At 33.4% G+C, this 15,563-nt stretch carries 15 protein-coding genes; all 15 read left to right on the forward strand.

Annotated elements, in window-relative coordinates:
• Positions 1–82: 82 nt before the first annotated feature.
• Positions 83–1,615 carry an oligosaccharide flippase family protein gene (locus KTR07_RS20750; RefSeq protein WP_113748545.1) on the forward strand — a complete coding sequence of 511 codons (1,533 nt, stop codon included), beginning with the start codon at positions 83–85 and terminating at the stop codon, positions 1,613–1,615.
• A 26-nt stretch (positions 1,616–1,641) separates the two neighbouring features.
• Positions 1,642–2,808, forward strand: a complete 1,167-nt coding sequence (locus KTR07_RS20755; RefSeq protein ID WP_113748918.1) for a Coenzyme F420 hydrogenase/dehydrogenase, beta subunit C-terminal domain — start codon at positions 1,642–1,644, stop codon at positions 2,806–2,808.
• Between the two features lie 38 nt (positions 2,809–2,846).
• Positions 2,847–4,109: an O-antigen polymerase gene (locus KTR07_RS20760; RefSeq protein ID WP_113748544.1), complete on the forward strand. Its 1,263-nt coding sequence runs from the start codon at positions 2,847–2,849 to the stop codon at positions 4,107–4,109.
• A complete protein-coding gene (locus KTR07_RS20765; RefSeq protein WP_113748543.1) occupies positions 4,109–5,338 on the forward strand; it encodes a polysaccharide pyruvyl transferase family protein in 1,230 nt (409 codons plus the stop codon). Before KTR07_RS20760 ends, KTR07_RS20765 begins: the two co-directional genes overlap by 1 nt.
• A gap of 6 nt (positions 5,339–5,344) precedes the next feature.
• Positions 5,345–6,559: a glycosyltransferase family 4 protein gene (locus KTR07_RS20770; protein ID WP_008766015.1), complete on the forward strand. Its 1,215-nt coding sequence runs from the start codon at positions 5,345–5,347 to the stop codon at positions 6,557–6,559.
• Between the two features lie 7 nt (positions 6,560–6,566).
• The gene (locus KTR07_RS20775) at positions 6,567–7,325 is read left to right on the forward strand and encodes a DapH/DapD/GlmU-related protein (RefSeq protein WP_008766014.1); all 759 of its coding nucleotides are present in this window, start codon (positions 6,567–6,569) and stop codon (positions 7,323–7,325) included.
• A gap of 9 nt (positions 7,326–7,334) precedes the next feature.
• A complete protein-coding gene (locus KTR07_RS20780) occupies positions 7,335–8,276 on the forward strand; it encodes a glycosyltransferase family 2 protein (RefSeq protein ID WP_070750739.1) in 942 nt (313 codons plus the stop codon).
• A gap of 30 nt (positions 8,277–8,306) precedes the next feature.
• Complete coding sequence (locus KTR07_RS20785) at positions 8,307–9,353, forward strand: dehydrogenase (protein WP_008766012.1); 1,047 nt, start codon at positions 8,307–8,309, stop codon at positions 9,351–9,353.
• Between the two features lie 13 nt (positions 9,354–9,366).
• On the forward strand, positions 9,367–9,960 hold the full coding sequence (locus KTR07_RS20790) for an SIS domain-containing protein (protein ID WP_011107285.1): 594 nt from the start codon (positions 9,367–9,369) through the stop codon (positions 9,958–9,960).
• A gap of 4 nt (positions 9,961–9,964) precedes the next feature.
• Complete coding sequence (locus tag KTR07_RS20795) at positions 9,965–10,672, forward strand: nucleotidyltransferase family protein (RefSeq protein ID WP_011107286.1); 708 nt, start codon at positions 9,965–9,967, stop codon at positions 10,670–10,672.
• A 15-nt stretch (positions 10,673–10,687) separates the two neighbouring features.
• Positions 10,688–11,158, forward strand: a complete 471-nt coding sequence (gene gmhB / locus KTR07_RS20800) for a D-glycero-alpha-D-manno-heptose-1,7-bisphosphate 7-phosphatase (RefSeq protein WP_011107287.1) — start codon at positions 10,688–10,690, stop codon at positions 11,156–11,158.
• A complete protein-coding gene (locus KTR07_RS20805; protein WP_016267805.1) occupies positions 11,155–12,261 on the forward strand; it encodes a glycosyltransferase in 1,107 nt (368 codons plus the stop codon). Before gmhB ends, KTR07_RS20805 begins: the two co-directional genes overlap by 4 nt.
• Before the next feature lie 156 nt (positions 12,262–12,417).
• Complete coding sequence (locus KTR07_RS20810) at positions 12,418–13,242, forward strand: glycosyltransferase family 2 protein (protein ID WP_011107289.1); 825 nt, start codon at positions 12,418–12,420, stop codon at positions 13,240–13,242.
• A 57-nt stretch (positions 13,243–13,299) separates the two neighbouring features.
• Positions 13,300–14,706, forward strand: coding sequence for an undecaprenyl-phosphate glucose phosphotransferase (locus tag KTR07_RS20815; protein ID WP_008766006.1), 1,407 nt, complete (start codon positions 13,300–13,302; stop codon positions 14,704–14,706).
• A gap of 53 nt (positions 14,707–14,759) precedes the next feature.
• Entirely contained in the window at positions 14,760–15,560 is an 801-nt protein-coding gene (locus KTR07_RS20820) for a polysaccharide biosynthesis/export family protein (protein ID WP_008766005.1), read from the forward strand.
• The last annotated feature ends 3 nt before the right edge of the window (positions 15,561–15,563 follow it).

Raw genomic sequence — 15,563 nt, forward strand, 5'->3', positions numbered from 1 at the left:
AAAATAGCTTTTGATGTTGTAAACATCTAAAGTTGGAGTTGGATACGAAGTTCCGGATATTTACTGAATAATTGTTTTATATTTGATAACTACTAATTACAATAATAAGCGAATAGCTAAGAATACTTTTCTTCTCTATTTCCGTATGTTATTTACCATGATGGTATCATTGTATACTAGCCGTGTGGTACTAGCTACGTTGAGGGTTGAAGATTTTGGTATTTATAATGTGGTAGGGGGAGTAGTAACTATGTTTGCTATTATATCTACCTCATTGTCTTCTGCCATTAGTCGCTTTATAACTATTGAGTTGGGCAAAGGTGATCTACGAAGACTGAAGACGGTATTTTCTACAGCAGTAGTTATACAGTTTTTAATGGCTTTAGTGGTCGTTATACTTGCTGAGCTTATAGGAGTGTGGTTTCTTAATAATAAAATGAATATACCCGAAGTTCGTATGAATGCGGCAAATTGGGTGCTTCAGTTCTCAATTTTTACCTTTGGAGTCAATTTGATTTGTATTCCCTTTAATGCTTTAATTATTGCACACGAACGAATGTCTGCATTTGCTTATGTTAGTATTCTGGAGGTGTCACTTAAACTCTTAATTGTTTATTTATTAGTATTAATGTCAGTAGATAAATTGATTGTTTATGGGGCTTTGTTGTTGGTGGTAGCAATTGTTATAACCTTTGCTTATTTTATATATTGTAGGCGACATTTTAAGGAATGTAAATGTTTTTGTCGAATCGATAGATTCCTATTGAAAAGAATGTTGAGCTTTTCGGGTTGGAATTTTATAGGGGCATCTTCAGCAATCCTTAGAGATCAAGGCGTAAATATTGCTATAAATCTTTTTTGTGGTCCAACTGTCAATGCTGCAAGAGGGATGGCTGTACAGGTTAATCATGCAATTAATAGTTTCGCTCAAAACTTTATGACAGCATTAAATCCACAGATAACAAAATCATTTGCTGTAGGTGATAGTAAATACATGTTTACTTTGATTTTTCAGGGGGCAAGATTATCTTTTTATATGTTACTATTTTTGTCATTACCAGTACTCATGAGTACAGAATATATATTATCAATATGGTTAAAAATTGTTCCTGATTATACAATCATATTTGTCCGTTTAGTCTTGATCTTTGCCATGTGTGAATCAATATCAAATCCTTTGATTACTGCGATGCTGGCAACAGGCAGTATTAGAAATTACCAAATAGTTGTAGGCGGTATGCAAATGATGAATTTTCCTATTTCATATATATTGTTAGAACGAGGTTATGCACCAGAAATTACTCTTTATGTGGCTATTGGTATATCATTATGTTGTTTGGCACTTCGTTTATTTATGCTTCGTAGTATGATACAATTGCCTGTTAAAAGCTATATGAAGAATGTTTTCTTTAATATATGTGCTGTGACGATATTTTCAGTTGCAATTCCCTATTTAATCTCATTACGATTACAATCATCATTTTATTCGTTCTTGATCTTATCTTTCTCATGTATCATATGCTCATTTATGGCTATCTTTTTTGTGGGTTGCAAAGCAAGTGAAAGAGTATTTGTCGTTGATCAAGTGCGTAAGCTTATAAAAAATAACTTGTAATCATATCAAATAAGCTGTTGAGGATCATGATAAAAATAAAAAAATCAGAGGATTGTTGTGGATGTTCTGCATGCTTGTCAATCTGCAATCATAATGCGATAGTTTTTAAGGAAGATGTGGAAGGTTTTAAATATCCTATGATTGAGGAAGGTAAATGCATCAATTGTGGACTTTGTGAGATGGCTTGTCCTATTCTTTATAGAAAGGTGAAGGATATAAGGCCAACTCCAAAAGCATATTTTGCAGCTCGCCATAAAAATATTGTAACGTTACGGAACAGTTCTAGTGGTGGTGCTTTTACAGCTATTGCAGGATCTGTAATAGAATTGGGAGGGGTTGTTTGTGGTGTAGAATATGATAACGATGGAGTAGTGAGACATAGCTTTTCGGAAACGATGGAAGGTATAAGGAGTTTTATGGGGTCAAAATATGTCCAGAGTGAAATTCAAGATGTTTACAATCAGATAAAGACTTATTTAAAAAGCGATCGCTGGGTTTTGTTTACAGGTTCTCCTTGTCAAGTAGAAGGGCTTAAGCTTTTTTTACGTAAACCATATGAGAATTTACTAACGGTTGATTTAGTTTGCCATGCTGTTCCTAGTCCACTTATATATAAGCAATATATAAATATGTGTTCGACGAAACTTGGCCAAAAGGTCATGTCTATCAACATGAGGTACAAACAAACTTATGGGTGGAGTCATCGCTTCTCTTATTGTTTTTATTTTGAAAACGGCCAGAAAGCTGTCGATCCTGTTTGGGTAGTTAATTGGGGAAAAATATTTTTTTCTCAAATGATAAATCGTCCTTCTTGTCACTCTTGTAAGTATTCTAACTTGGACCGTCCTGGAGATTTTACAATAGCTGATTTTTGGGACGACAAGAAGAATCGCCCGGATTTGTATTCATGTGAAGGTACTTCATTATTAATGGTGAATACTAATATGGGGTTAGACTTGATAAACAAACTTTACGATTCTATTGATTTGTGGAAGATAACGAAAGATGAAGCTATGCAGCCATGCTTAATTCGCCCTACATGTTCTAATCAAAGACGACAAGAGTTTTGGGAATTTTATCTTTTAAGAGGGTTTGATGCTGCATATAAGAAGTATTTTGGTGATAGCAAATATGTTATCACTAAAAAAATAGTGAAACAAATTATTAAAAGAGTATTAAGAAAACTCCAATAATAGCCAAGCTATTTATGGGTGAACAAAAAATCAAATAAATGTCAGAATTACAAATATTGATATTTAACGCTGCTGTCTTTTCTATATTAGCAGTTTACCACTATTGGAAAAATAGGAAGTTAAATATCGCTTTCTATATATTGGCATATTATTCGATTTGTGCATGGGGAGCATTACTGTATCATGAGCACGAGTTGTTTCATTATATGCGGGGGAGGGAGACGTATTCAATTATACCATTTTTATATCTTATACCTGTTATTCTTCTTTTTGCATATCCTATTATCAGATATGATAATACTAGAATCACTCGAATTGAAACGTTAAATTCTAACTTCTTCATAAATTTGGTTTGGATACTTCTTTTTATTCAGATAGTGTTATATATTATTTTATTTCCTTCATTTTTAAAAGCAATACTTTCTTCAAATATTGGTGATTATCGTAATGATACATATGATGAATCTGAGATTGTACAATTTCCAAATTATTTTTTTAACATATTATGTCGTCTATATATGGGCGCACGCAATGTTGTTATTTTGATTGCCGCTTACGGTTTACTTGTCATAAAAACACATAGAAAACTTCTTAAGATATTTCTCGTCACTTCTTTATGTTTTCCTGTATATATGTTTACAGCATATGCAAGTAGAGCCGTAATGATAATGACATTTTTCTTTTTAGTTTTTATTTTTGTGTTTCTATCTGTTTTTATGAATGTAGGATTGAAAAAAAAGATTGTATCTTATTTAATCTTAATCTTAGTTCCTATTTCTTCAGCCTTTATTCTTATATCCAACTCTCGTTTTGGTAATCTTGCCACTTATATGTTTTATCGGTATTTAGGAGAGTCTTTTAATAATTATAATACACATTTTTTCTATGAGTTAAAAGGTAATACATGGGGAGAGGCATATTTTGTTTTTTTTCGTAAGCTTATGGGAATTTCCTCAAATTTTAAAACAACACGTGAAAAATGGGAGTGGCTTGATAATATTACAGGTGTTGACACCCATGTATTCTATACATTTATAGGCGGTCTGAATATTGAGTTTGGTTTTGTTGGCACTATTGTTATTGGTTTGCTTTTATCGTTTTTTATGGTAAAGAAAATGCGACCTTACAATGTACTGACACTGCCTAAGTTCATAGCTTTGGGAATGTTAGCCTACACACTGATCAATGGTGTTTTTTTCTTTGTTCTTCAAGGGGATTGGGGGAATCTTGAAATTTTGTTTACTCTTTTTTTCTGCTTTTTATTTAGTAAGTATCGGACAAGAAAATATATTAATAAATAATGAAGATCGGAATTCTAACATTTGCTAATGTCCCTAATTTTGGGGCTAATTTACAAGCACTATCTACGATAAGCTATCTACAGAATCACGGATATAATCCTATTTTGATTAAGTGGGAGCCAGAAGATTTTGAAGCTCGTTTCACAAGTATTAAAACTCAGAAGCAACCACAAGAGCATTTTCATTTTGTAGAGAAATATTTTCCGCAGACCAAAATATGTCGTAATGATGATGATATTTGTCAAGTGATAAAGGATGAAAAAATAGAAGGTATAATTATTGGCAGTGATGCAGTTCTTCAGTGTTCGTCTTTTTGGGGTAGATTGGATTTTCCAACCAAAACAGTTGTACGTGTTAATAAAACTACATCTGAACGTGAGTATCCTAATGCTTTTTGGGGTACATTTTATGATAAACTTGGGTCTAAAATTCCAATGGTGATTATGTCTGCATCATCACAGAATGCGAAATATAGATTGATAGCGCGTTCGGTAAAGCATAAAATGAGTAATAATTTGTCTCACTTCGAATATATTTCGGTTCGAGATATATGGACTCGTGATATGATTACTTATATAACAAAAGGGGCAATAATACCAAATATAACTCCCGATCCAGTATTTGCCTTTAATTATAATTGTGCTAAATTCATTCCTTCAAAAGAAGATATTCTTTTAAAATATCATTTGCCTGAAAATTATGTTCTTGTAAGCATGAAATGTAGAATGCTTGATAATATGCTATGGATGGATAAATTAAAATCAGAAATGAAAAAGCTATATTTAGAATGTGTTGCTCTTCCTATGCCGACTGGTATTGAGTTTAAGCATAATTTTGATTTTTCTATTACTACTCCGCTACCTCCATTAGATTGGTATGCCTTGATAAAATATGCTAAAGGATATATTGGGGAAAATATGCATCCTATTGTTGTGGCTCTACATAATGCAGTACCATGTTTTTGTTTTGATACCTATGGTGTACTTAAATATGCACGTTGTGTATGTGTCGAAGAATCGAGTAAAATTTATGATATTATGTCACGTTTTTCTTTACTTGATAATCGTATCAATGCGTATTCTCGCTTTTGGAAATGTCCACCTGTTGATATTGTGATTAATCAAATATTATATTTTGATGTAATAGCATGTCAAAAAACAGCTTTGAATTATTATAATAACTATGAGCAAATGATGAGTTCTATTTTGGAAGTTTTTAAGTCTAAATAATGTTTTATGAAATATCTTATTACATTGCCATGGATGCCTTATCCTGCTACAGACGGAGGAAAGCAGGGGTCGTTTAATATGTTAATGGAGTTGCAGAATATGATAGATATAACTTTGATCTATCCTGTATTCTTTAAGAAACAAATGGCCTGTCAATATTTGTTGGAAAAACAATTACCAAAGGTTAAAGTTTACCCTTTTGAATATTATAAAAATAAAGATGGCATCAAGTCGCAATACTCATTATTTCGTCTGCACCGTATTATAACCCGGAAATTTTTGAAACAGCCATATTTGGCTACACCTATATATAAAGATGCTTATATTGATTTTGTAAATGAAATTATAAAAAAAGAGCGGATTGATATTGTTCAAAATGAATATTTTGAACAGCTATATATGGTTTATGCTATTCCTAATACTGTAAAGAAGGTGTTCATTCAACATGAAATTCAATACATTGCTAAGGAACGTCTGATTCAGCAGCGTGAATATCCTTCTAGCGTACGCTATTTAGCCACGATGCAACGGATACAGGAAATTAATGCGTTAAATGAATACGACCAAGTAATAACAATGACTGATATTGATAAGAATATCCTGATGTGTGATGGGGTAAGAGCACCTATTTCAGCTTCTCCTTCCTTTATTCCTTTACCTGATAATATAGCATATAAGGAATGTGAACGGAGTAGTATCTGTTTTATTGGTGGTTCTGGTCATAATCCAAACTTGAATGGAGTTACTTGGTTCTTAGATAATGTTTGGTCTTTGATACTCAAAGAAAATCCCAATTTTACTTTTAAAATTATAGGAAAATGGGATGAGAAAATTAAAACAGAATATCAGAAGAAGTATAGAAATTTGTTTTTTTGTGGCTTTGTAGATAACTTGGCTATGGTTATATCTGAATGTATTATGGTAATACCTATTTTAATAGGTAGCGGTATTCGTATGAAAATATTAGAATCGGTCAATTTCTATTCGCCTTTCGTTACTACCACAGTAGGTGTAGAAGGACTTGATTTTATAAATGGAAAAGAGTGTATCATAGCTGATGAGCCTCAAGCTTTTGCTACTGGTGTTTTAAAAATAGCAACAGATAAGGTTTTACAACATAATCTGACAAAAGCTGCTCATGAGAAACTAATGGAGATGTATTCACCGGAAGCTTCTGTACAGCGGCGCCTGAATATTTATAATGAAATGTTGAAACGATAATGAGATTATGAATTTATCGGTTGTTCTGTTTATACTAATAGTTGTATTTATTAAGTATTGGTTACTGCTATTTACTTCTCCTTTACTAATGGCTTATTGTTGGCTGCATCGTCGCAAAAACATGGCTAATCCTGAAGGTGAGGTGAGTGAAATTAGGGATTCTGGCATTACTTCTTCTTCTTGTTCTAAAAAATTGTTCAAACGAATAGATAAAAGAGGATTGATCAATATTGTGGATGGTTATTTTCGTTGGATGATCAAAATAATTTCGGATATTCCTTCACATCATATACGTGATTTCTTTTACAAGTATATTTTCTTGGTAAAAATGGAAAAGAATTCAGTATTATATTATGGAAGTGAAATTCGTGCACCATGGATGTTGATGATAGGAAAAGGTTCTGTCGTTGGAGATAATAGTATTCTGGATGCGAGGCGTGGAGGAATCTATATCGGTGAAAACGTTAATATTGCTTCTAATGTTTCTCTTTGGACAGGTGGTCATGATTATAATGATCCATACTTTCGATCTATGAAAACGAATCGTGGTCCTATTTATATAAAGAACCGTGTATGGATTGGCCCTAATGTAACAATTTTGCATAGTGTTACTATTGGGGAGGGAGCAGTGATAGCAGCTGGTGCCGTAGTTACTAAGGATATTCCGCCTTTTACTATATGTGGAGGAATACCAGCAAAAGTTTTGGCGCAACGTTCTATTGATTTGCGGTATACTTTGGGAGGGACATATCTTCATTTTCTATAAAGTTGATTAATGAAAAAATTAGCAATTGTAATACCTGCCTATAAGGTAGACTTCTTTGAGACTGTATTATTCTCTTTAGCGCAACAGACATGTAAAGATTTCACTGTTTATATTGGTGAGGATTGTAGTAGAGATGATTTTAAGAGTCTTATAGAACAATATTCGAAGCAATTGGATATTGTTTATAGAAGATTTGAAGTGAATTTTGGTGGGCATGATCTCGTTGCACAATGGAACCGTTGTATACAACTGACACAGAATGAGCCTTGGCTGTGGCTGTTTTCTGATGATGATATTATGGGGCCTCGTTGTGTAGAATGTTTTTTTAATACAATAGCAATAGATAATGGAGCTTTTGACATTTATCATTTTGATGTAAAGATTGTTGATTGTGAAAATCAGATAGTGAGAATTCCAACTGTTTATCCATCGGTGATAGATAGTGAGACTTTTTATCGTCGGAAAGCGTCGGCTCGGTTAGATAGTTTTGTAGTAGAGTATATTTTTCTAAGGGATATTTATAATTGTACAGGTGGTTTTCAGCACTTTGATTTAGCATGGGGAAGTGATATAGCTACATGGGTGAAAATAGGAGCTGATAAAGGTATTAAAACTATTTCTGGAGATTATGTATATTGGCGTAAGAGCAAAAAAAATATAACACCTAATATGGATAATAAAATGGTGCTCCGGAAGCTTACTGCTGATATTGAGTTTACTCATTGGATAAATGAGTTCTTTCATAAATCATCTGTCTACCGATTTACAAAGTATGCTTTTTTTCGTTTAGTGGTACATTATTCTCAAGCAATCTCAAAATCTCAAATACGCCTCTTATTAGATAAGGCGGTTGGAAAAAATATTATTTCCTTCAATGATGCATTTATCATTAATTGGACATATCGTTTCATTCAGCTAGCTAAAAGAGTAAAGGATGTTCTATATTTTTGACTATATGAATAATTTATATATTTCAATAAAATGATTGTAAGAAGTAAAGCGCCATTACGTCTGGGATTGGCTGGTGGTGGAAGTGATGTATCACCTTATAGTGATATTTATGGAGGGTTGATTCTCAATGCAACAATTAATTTATATGCTTATTGTACTATTGAAGAGACCAACAGCGGTAGGATTGAGATTAATGCTTATGATGCACAATGTTGCAAAAGTTACCTTTCTATGTCTCAATTAGAGATTGATGGAGAAGCAAGTCTCATAAAAGGTGTGTATAACCGTATTATTCGTGATTATAGGCTTGAGCCTAAGTCATTCAAAATAACAACTTATAATGATGCGCCTGCTGGATCAGGATTAGGAACATCCTCTACTATGGTTGTTTGTATATTAAAGGCTTTTATTGAGTGGTTGTCACTTCCTTTAGGAGATTACGAGACGTCGCGTCTAGCTTATGAAATTGAACGTAAGGATTTGGGATTGAGTGGTGGTAAGCAAGATCAATATGCAGCAGCTTTTGGGGGATTCAATTATATGGAATTCTTGCAAAATGATTTGGTGATTGTTAATCCGCTAAAAATGAAACGTTGGATTGTGGATGAATTAGAGTCAAGTATGGTTCTATATTTTACAGGTCGTTCTCGCTCTTCTGCTGCTATTATTAATGAGCAGAAGAAAAATACGAGCGAAGGTAATCAAACCGCTATAGAGGCGATGCATAAGATTAAACAGAGTGCTATTGATACTAAATTAGCCTTGTTGAAGGGGGATGTTGGGGAGTTTGCTCGTATTTTGGGTGAAGGATGGGAAAATAAGAAGAAGATGGCTGGCGCCATTACTAATCCGATGATTCAAGAAGCTTTTGATGTAGCCACTGGTGCCGGTGCTATGGCCGGTAAGGTTAGTGGAGCAGGTGGGGGAGGATTTATCATGTTTGTGGTTGAGCCGACACGTAAAGAAGAAGTGGTACGGGCTTTAAATAATTTGAATGGTTTTGTTATGCCATTTCAGTTTATTGATGACGGTGCACACGGATGGAAGATTTATTCAACAGATAAAGTTCAGAAATAGATATAGCATAAGTATGGAAAGTATTGATATTGTAAGAAAACAAGTAGCGGAGAGTGAGCGAGTGAAAGCGGAACTTTCTAAAAATGAAGAAGTGATAGCGGCTATTGCTAAAGCGGCTGACGTATGTACTGAGGCCTATCGTCGAGGAAATAAAACGATGTTTGCGGGTAATGGGGGGAGTGCAGCTGATGCTCAGCATTTAGTCGGCGAATTTGTGAGTAAGTTTTATTTTGATCGTCCGGGAATTCCTTCAATAGCTTTAACTACGGATACCAGTGTTATTACAGCTATTGGTAATGATTATGGATATGATAAAATATTTACACGCCAACTCCAGGCACAAGGTGTGGCAGGAGATGTTTTTATTGGTATTTCTACTTCAGGTAATTCGAAAAATATTGTAGATGCCTTGCCTATATGTAAAGAAAAGGGGATTACGACGATTGCTCTTACAGGTATGAAGTCTTGTAAAATGGATGATTTTGATATTGTCATTAAAGTTCCTAGTGCTGAAACCCCTCGTATACAGGAATGTCAAACATTGATAGGACATATTATTTGCTGTATTGTGGAAGAGAATATTTTCGGGGAAGAATATAATAAATAATTTTATGGAAGTTATCATATTAGCTGGTGGATTTGGGACTCGTTTGCGTAGTGTAGTAAATGAAGTACCCAAGTGTATGGCGCCAATAGCAAACAAACCTTTTTTGTGGTATTTACTGAAATATCTTACAAAATTTGATGTATCAAAAGTAATTCTATCTTTGGGTTATTTACGCGGTGTTATTATTGATTGGATTGATGAGTGTAAAGATGAGTTTCCTTTTGCTTTCGAATATGCCGTGGAGGACGAACCATTAGGGACAGGTGGAGGAATAAAACTAGCCTTAAAGAGAACTAGTAAACCTAATATTATTGTTTTGAATGGCGATACATTCTTTGATGTAAATTTGAATGAATTATATGAATGGCATTGTTTATATCCTTCATCAATCACACTGGCATTAAAGCCAATGGAAAACTTTGACCGTTACGGAAATGTACAGATATGTGAAGATACTAATCAGATTAGGAGATTTGATGAGAAAAAATATTGCGAGAAAGGCTTGATTAATGGTGGTATATATATTATCAATACATTAGAACCGATATTCGACAGACTACCGCAGAGATTTTCTTTTGAGACAGGAGTTCTTCAACCCCAATGTTTATTAGGAAAACTTTATGGTGTGGTGCAAAATGGATATTTTATTGATATTGGTATTCCCGAAGATTACGACAAGGCCAATGCGGAATTTTCAGATCTCCTTTTCTAAATAATTCTTTCTATAATGAGACTACAAGATATTGATGTAACTGGTTTTGAAACATTGTTGCTAGATCGTGATGGAGTGGTTAACAGACTTCGTCCAGATGACTATGTGAAAAAATGGGAAGAGTTTGAATTTCTTCCTGGAGTACTTGAAATTTTGAAAGCTTGGAATACCCATTTTAAATATATATTTATAGTGACTAATCAGCGTGGAGTAGGGAAGGAAATTATGAGTGAAGAGGATTTAAAACATATACATGAGCGAATGATTTCTGAAGTTAAGAACTATGGAGGGAGAATAGATAGAATTTATTATTGTACCGCTTTGACGGATTCTGATATTAACCGTAAACCGGGAATAGGTATGTTTCTTCAAATATTGAGAGATTATCCAGATATTGATAAAGCTAAGTGCCTTATGATAGGTGATAGTGATAGTGATATAAAATTTGCTAAGAATTGTGGTATTGTAGGAATTAAAGTTATATGAAAGAGAAAATTTTGTTTTTGACAGCATATGTTCCCAATAAGGCAGCAGCAGGTGAAAAAAACACTATGATAATGCTGAATGATTTAGCTTCATGTTATGATGTTGATTTGATTTATTTTAAATATGATTGGGAAAATGATTATGTGCCCGAAAGAGGAAATGTAAATACGAAACTAACAATTCGTAACTCGATAATGACTAAATTGAAAAATGTTTGCAACTTTCCTTTTGTTCATCCTACTTTTTCTATACGTTTTAATTGGCTGATACTTCGAAGAGTTAGGGATTTGCTTAAAATGAATCATTATAAAGTTGTGATTTTTAATCATAGTAATATGTTCTTGTATGGACGATATATTGATAAACGTATTCCTAAAATATTACTTTGCCATGATGTAATTGCACAACGTGTGCTTCGTTCTTCTTCATATTTAATGCAGAAGATATGTATTTTCTCGGAACGGATGTCCTTGAATCTGCCTAATGCTCATATTTTTTCTTTTTCACAAAAAGATTGTGACCTAATAAAACAGATTTATCATAAGGAAACTAATCTTTGTTTAGACTATATTGATGAACAAATTATTAATAAAAGTCCCGATAAAGTTGAGGATTATTTCACAATGTTTGGCGATTGGCGGCGTAAAGAAAATGCGGAAGGGGCTTTGTGGTTTATTAATACTGTAGGTCCATTATTGAGAAAAAAAGTACATATTAAAATCATAGGACGTGGATTTCCTAATAAAGATGTGAAAAATATAGTTCCGAATTTGAATTTAGATATTCTTGGCTTTGTAGATGATCCATATAAGATTTTATCTCAGAGTAAAGCTTTGATATCCCCATTGTTTACAGGGGCAGGTATTAAAGTCAAGGTTATAGAAGCTTTGGCATGTGGCATTCCTGTTATTGGAACTGATATTGCTTTTGAAGGTCTTCCTCCTTTATTTAATTCCTTTATGCTCATTGCTGAGACGCCAAAGGATTATATTAGATGTATGGAATGTCTCAATTTGAATATAGATGAAAGAATAAAAACGAAAGAAATGTTTATTAAGACATATCAATCGGATTCCATAACAAACTATATTAAAAGGATTTGAGTGATTTATTGTTGATATGTGTGAGTTTATTGTTTAGTCTTTACTGCCAGATTTAATATAACTACAATCATATAGTGAAAGTCTATATATTTAGTTTAATAGATATATTATTTGGAATTAATTTATTCAATTTTCCTTTGTTAATCCTCGATAAATATGATTGATATTTCTATTATTACGGTCGGTATGAACCATCTTTTATACCTTAAAGTATTATTACGTTCTTTATATAAAGAGAATATTCCTCAAGCAAGTATTGAAATGATTTATGTGGATAATTGTTCATCAGATGGTACTGTTGAATATATCCGACAAAATTATCCTCAAGTAAGGATCGTTGAGAATCAAAAACCTTTAGGATTTGGAGAAAATAATAATAAAGGAGTATTAGCCTCAATAGGGAAATATATTGCTATTATTAATCCGGATATTGTTTTGCATAAAGGGAGTTTAGACTTTCTATATGAATATGTTGAAAAGCATCCTATTATAGGCATTACTGTACCAAAACTATTGAATCCAGATGGGACAGTTCAATATTCTGTGAGAAGTTTTATTACATTAAAAGTTCTGTTCTCTCGATTTTTATCTAAAGGTAATGATCAAACAACCAGTAAGATAGTGAATAAGTATCTTTGTAAAAACATGGATACAACAAAGATACAACCTGTAGATTGGGCTATTGGCGCAGCATTATTTATGCGGAGAGATTTTTATGCTTTTTTAGGTGGGTTTGATCAGAATTATTTTTTATATATGGAAGATGAAGATATTTGTCTTCGATCTTGGAAATGTAATCGTCCTGTCATTTATTTTCCTGAATCTATAATGACTCATAACCATCTTCGTGGAAGTTCTAAAATCGGTCGAAAGGCGCTTCTTCATTTACAGAGTATGTTTGTTTTCTTTAAGAAACATGGATGTTCGATTGGAAGCTTTTGTTCTAAAATGCAAGCTTGCTCAAAACTAGAATATTATTAGAAGAATAAATGTGGTTTTATAGAAATAATATTAAAATCTATTATATAACATCGTTCTATGCAGGAGATCCAACGTTTTAATAAAGTTTTAAAATCTTGTGTCCTTTTTGGGGATATAATTTTGTTGAATTCATTGCTATGGGGATTTGAACTGGTTTTGGGCAGTCGCTTTTATTCTGGTAATTTAACTTCTCTTTATCAAGGGATGGTTCTGCTTAGTCTATGCTATCTGGTTTGCAATATTCAATCAGGGGTTATTTTGCATCATCCAGTTGTTCGTCCAGAACAGATTATGATTCGTGTACTTCGTAATATGGTTCCTTTTATTTTATTTTCCATTTGCTTTTTGTCTCTTTTCCATTTTGAATTTTTCCGCTCTCGGTTGTTCGGATTGTTTTATGTTGCTTTACTGATCATCTTGATTTGTTATCGTCTTGCTTTTCGTTATTTTTTGGAGCTTTATCGTGAAAAAGGAGGAAATGTTCGCATGGTTGTATTGGTGGGCAGTCACGAGAATATGCAGGAACTTTACCATTCAATGACAGATGATCCAACTTCAGGCTACCGTGTAATGGGATATTTTGAAGATTCCCCATCCGATTATTATCCGGAAGAAGTTGCATATTTGGGACAGCCGAAAGAGGCGATTGAGTATTTAGAAAGAAATTCAGGTAAAATTGCACAACTCTACTGTAGTCTTCCTTCTGTACGGAGTGCGGAGATTGTTCCGATCATTAATTATTGCGAGAACCACTTGGTGCGTTTTTTTAGTGTTCCCAATGTCCGTAACTATTTAAAGCGCAGGATGTATTTTGATTTATTAGGTAATGTACCAGTATTATCTATTCGTCGTGAACCATTGGAACTTCGTGAGAATCGTGTTTTAAAACGATTTTTTGATATAATATTTTCATTGATATTCTTGTGTACTATTTTCCCTTTTGTTTATATAATAATAGGGATTGCTATTAAAATCAGCTCGCCGGGGCCCATTTTTTTTAAACAGAAACGTAGTGGTGAAGACGGTCGTGAATTTTGGTGTTACAAATTTCGTTCTATGCGAGTAAATGCACAATGTGATGTTCTTCAAGCTACAGCAAATGATCCTCGTAAAACACGTATAGGTGAGTTTATTCGTAAAACGAGTATTGATGAATTGCCTCAGTTTATTAATGTATTGATGGGTGATATGTCTGTTGTTGGTCCTCGCCCCCATATGCTGAAACATACAGAGGAATATGCCCAAGTGATTAATAAATTTATGGTTCGTCATTTTGTGAAGCCTGGTATAACTGGTTGGGCGCAAGTAACAGGCTATCGTGGAGAGACTAAAGAACTTTGGCAAATGGAAGGACGGGTTAGTCGTGATATTTGGTATATTGAGCATTGGACGTTTATGCTTGATTTGTATATTATTTATAAAACAGTATATAATGCTATTCATGGAGAAAAAGAAGCGTATTAATTAGTAATAAAACAACAAAGTATAAAAGAATAGATATCTAATTCATCACAGTTATGAGAATATTGAATAAATTGATTTTTGTAGTGTTACTGCCTTTTCTGTTTACGGCCTGCCAGTCCTACAAGAAAGTACCTTATTTGCAGGATACAGAAGTAGTAAATCAAATAGAACAGAAAGAGAATTTGTATGATGCAAAGATCATGCCTAAAGATTTGTTGACTATCGTAGTTTCCTGTACTAGTCCGGAGTTGGCTGCACCATTTAATTTGACAGTTGCCAGTCCAACAAATTTGTCTGTTACTAATATTTTAGCTACTACACAACCTGTGTTACAAACTTACTTGGTAGATAATGAAGGAAAGATTTTTTTTCCTGTATTGGGAGAGTTAAAACTAGGTGGTTTGACAAAGAAACAGGCAGAACAAATGGTTGTAGAAAAGTTGAAACCCTATATGAAAGAAACGCCTATCGTTACAGTGCGTATGGTAAATTATAAAATCTCAGTGATAGGTGAAGTCACTCGTCCGGGTACTTTTACTATTTCTAATGAAAAAGTCAATTTATTGGAGGCGCTTGCTATGGCAGGGGATATGACGGTGTATGGCTTGCGGGATAATGTAAAACTGATTCGTGAAGATGCCACAGGTAAGCAAGAAATTATAACTCTTGATTTGAATAAATCAGAAACAATTCTTTCTCCATATTATTGGCTACAGCAAAATGATGTCGTTTATGTAACACCTAATAAGGCAAAAGCTCGTAACTCGGATATTGGGAATAGTACGAGTCTATGGTTCTCTGCTACATCTATCCTAGTTTCTCTTGCCAGCTTATTATTTAATATCTTAAAATAACGT

It is taken from the genome of Bacteroides sp. MSK.20.82, assembly GCF_019052485.1.
In the GTDB taxonomy this organism is placed as follows: domain Bacteria; phylum Bacteroidota; class Bacteroidia; order Bacteroidales; family Bacteroidaceae; genus Bacteroides; species Bacteroides thetaiotaomicron.

Coding starts and splice junctions, on each gene's coding strand:
- KTR07_RS20755 (WP_113748918.1), top strand. CDS start 1,642: ATGATAAAAATAAAAAAATCAGAGGATTGTTGTGGATGTTCTGCATGC.
- KTR07_RS20760 (WP_113748544.1), top strand. CDS start 2,847: ATGTCAGAATTACAAATATTGATATTTAACGCTGCTGTCTTTTCTATA.
- KTR07_RS20765 (WP_113748543.1), top strand. CDS start 4,109: ATGAAGATCGGAATTCTAACATTTGCTAATGTCCCTAATTTTGGGGCT.
- KTR07_RS20770 (WP_008766015.1), top strand. CDS start 5,345: ATGAAATATCTTATTACATTGCCATGGATGCCTTATCCTGCTACAGAC.
- KTR07_RS20775 (WP_008766014.1), top strand. CDS start 6,567: ATGAATTTATCGGTTGTTCTGTTTATACTAATAGTTGTATTTATTAAG.
- KTR07_RS20780 (WP_070750739.1), top strand. CDS start 7,335: ATGAAAAAATTAGCAATTGTAATACCTGCCTATAAGGTAGACTTCTTT.
- KTR07_RS20785 (WP_008766012.1), top strand. CDS start 8,307: ATGATTGTAAGAAGTAAAGCGCCATTACGTCTGGGATTGGCTGGTGGT.
- KTR07_RS20790 (WP_011107285.1), top strand. CDS start 9,367: ATGGAAAGTATTGATATTGTAAGAAAACAAGTAGCGGAGAGTGAGCGA.
- KTR07_RS20795 (WP_011107286.1), top strand. CDS start 9,965: ATGGAAGTTATCATATTAGCTGGTGGATTTGGGACTCGTTTGCGTAGT.
- gmhB (WP_011107287.1), top strand. CDS start 10,688: ATGAGACTACAAGATATTGATGTAACTGGTTTTGAAACATTGTTGCTA.
- KTR07_RS20805 (WP_016267805.1), top strand. CDS start 11,155: ATGAAAGAGAAAATTTTGTTTTTGACAGCATATGTTCCCAATAAGGCA.
- KTR07_RS20810 (WP_011107289.1), top strand. CDS start 12,418: ATGATTGATATTTCTATTATTACGGTCGGTATGAACCATCTTTTATAC.
- KTR07_RS20815 (WP_008766006.1), top strand. CDS start 13,300: ATGCAGGAGATCCAACGTTTTAATAAAGTTTTAAAATCTTGTGTCCTT.
- KTR07_RS20820 (WP_008766005.1), top strand. CDS start 14,760: ATGAGAATATTGAATAAATTGATTTTTGTAGTGTTACTGCCTTTTCTG.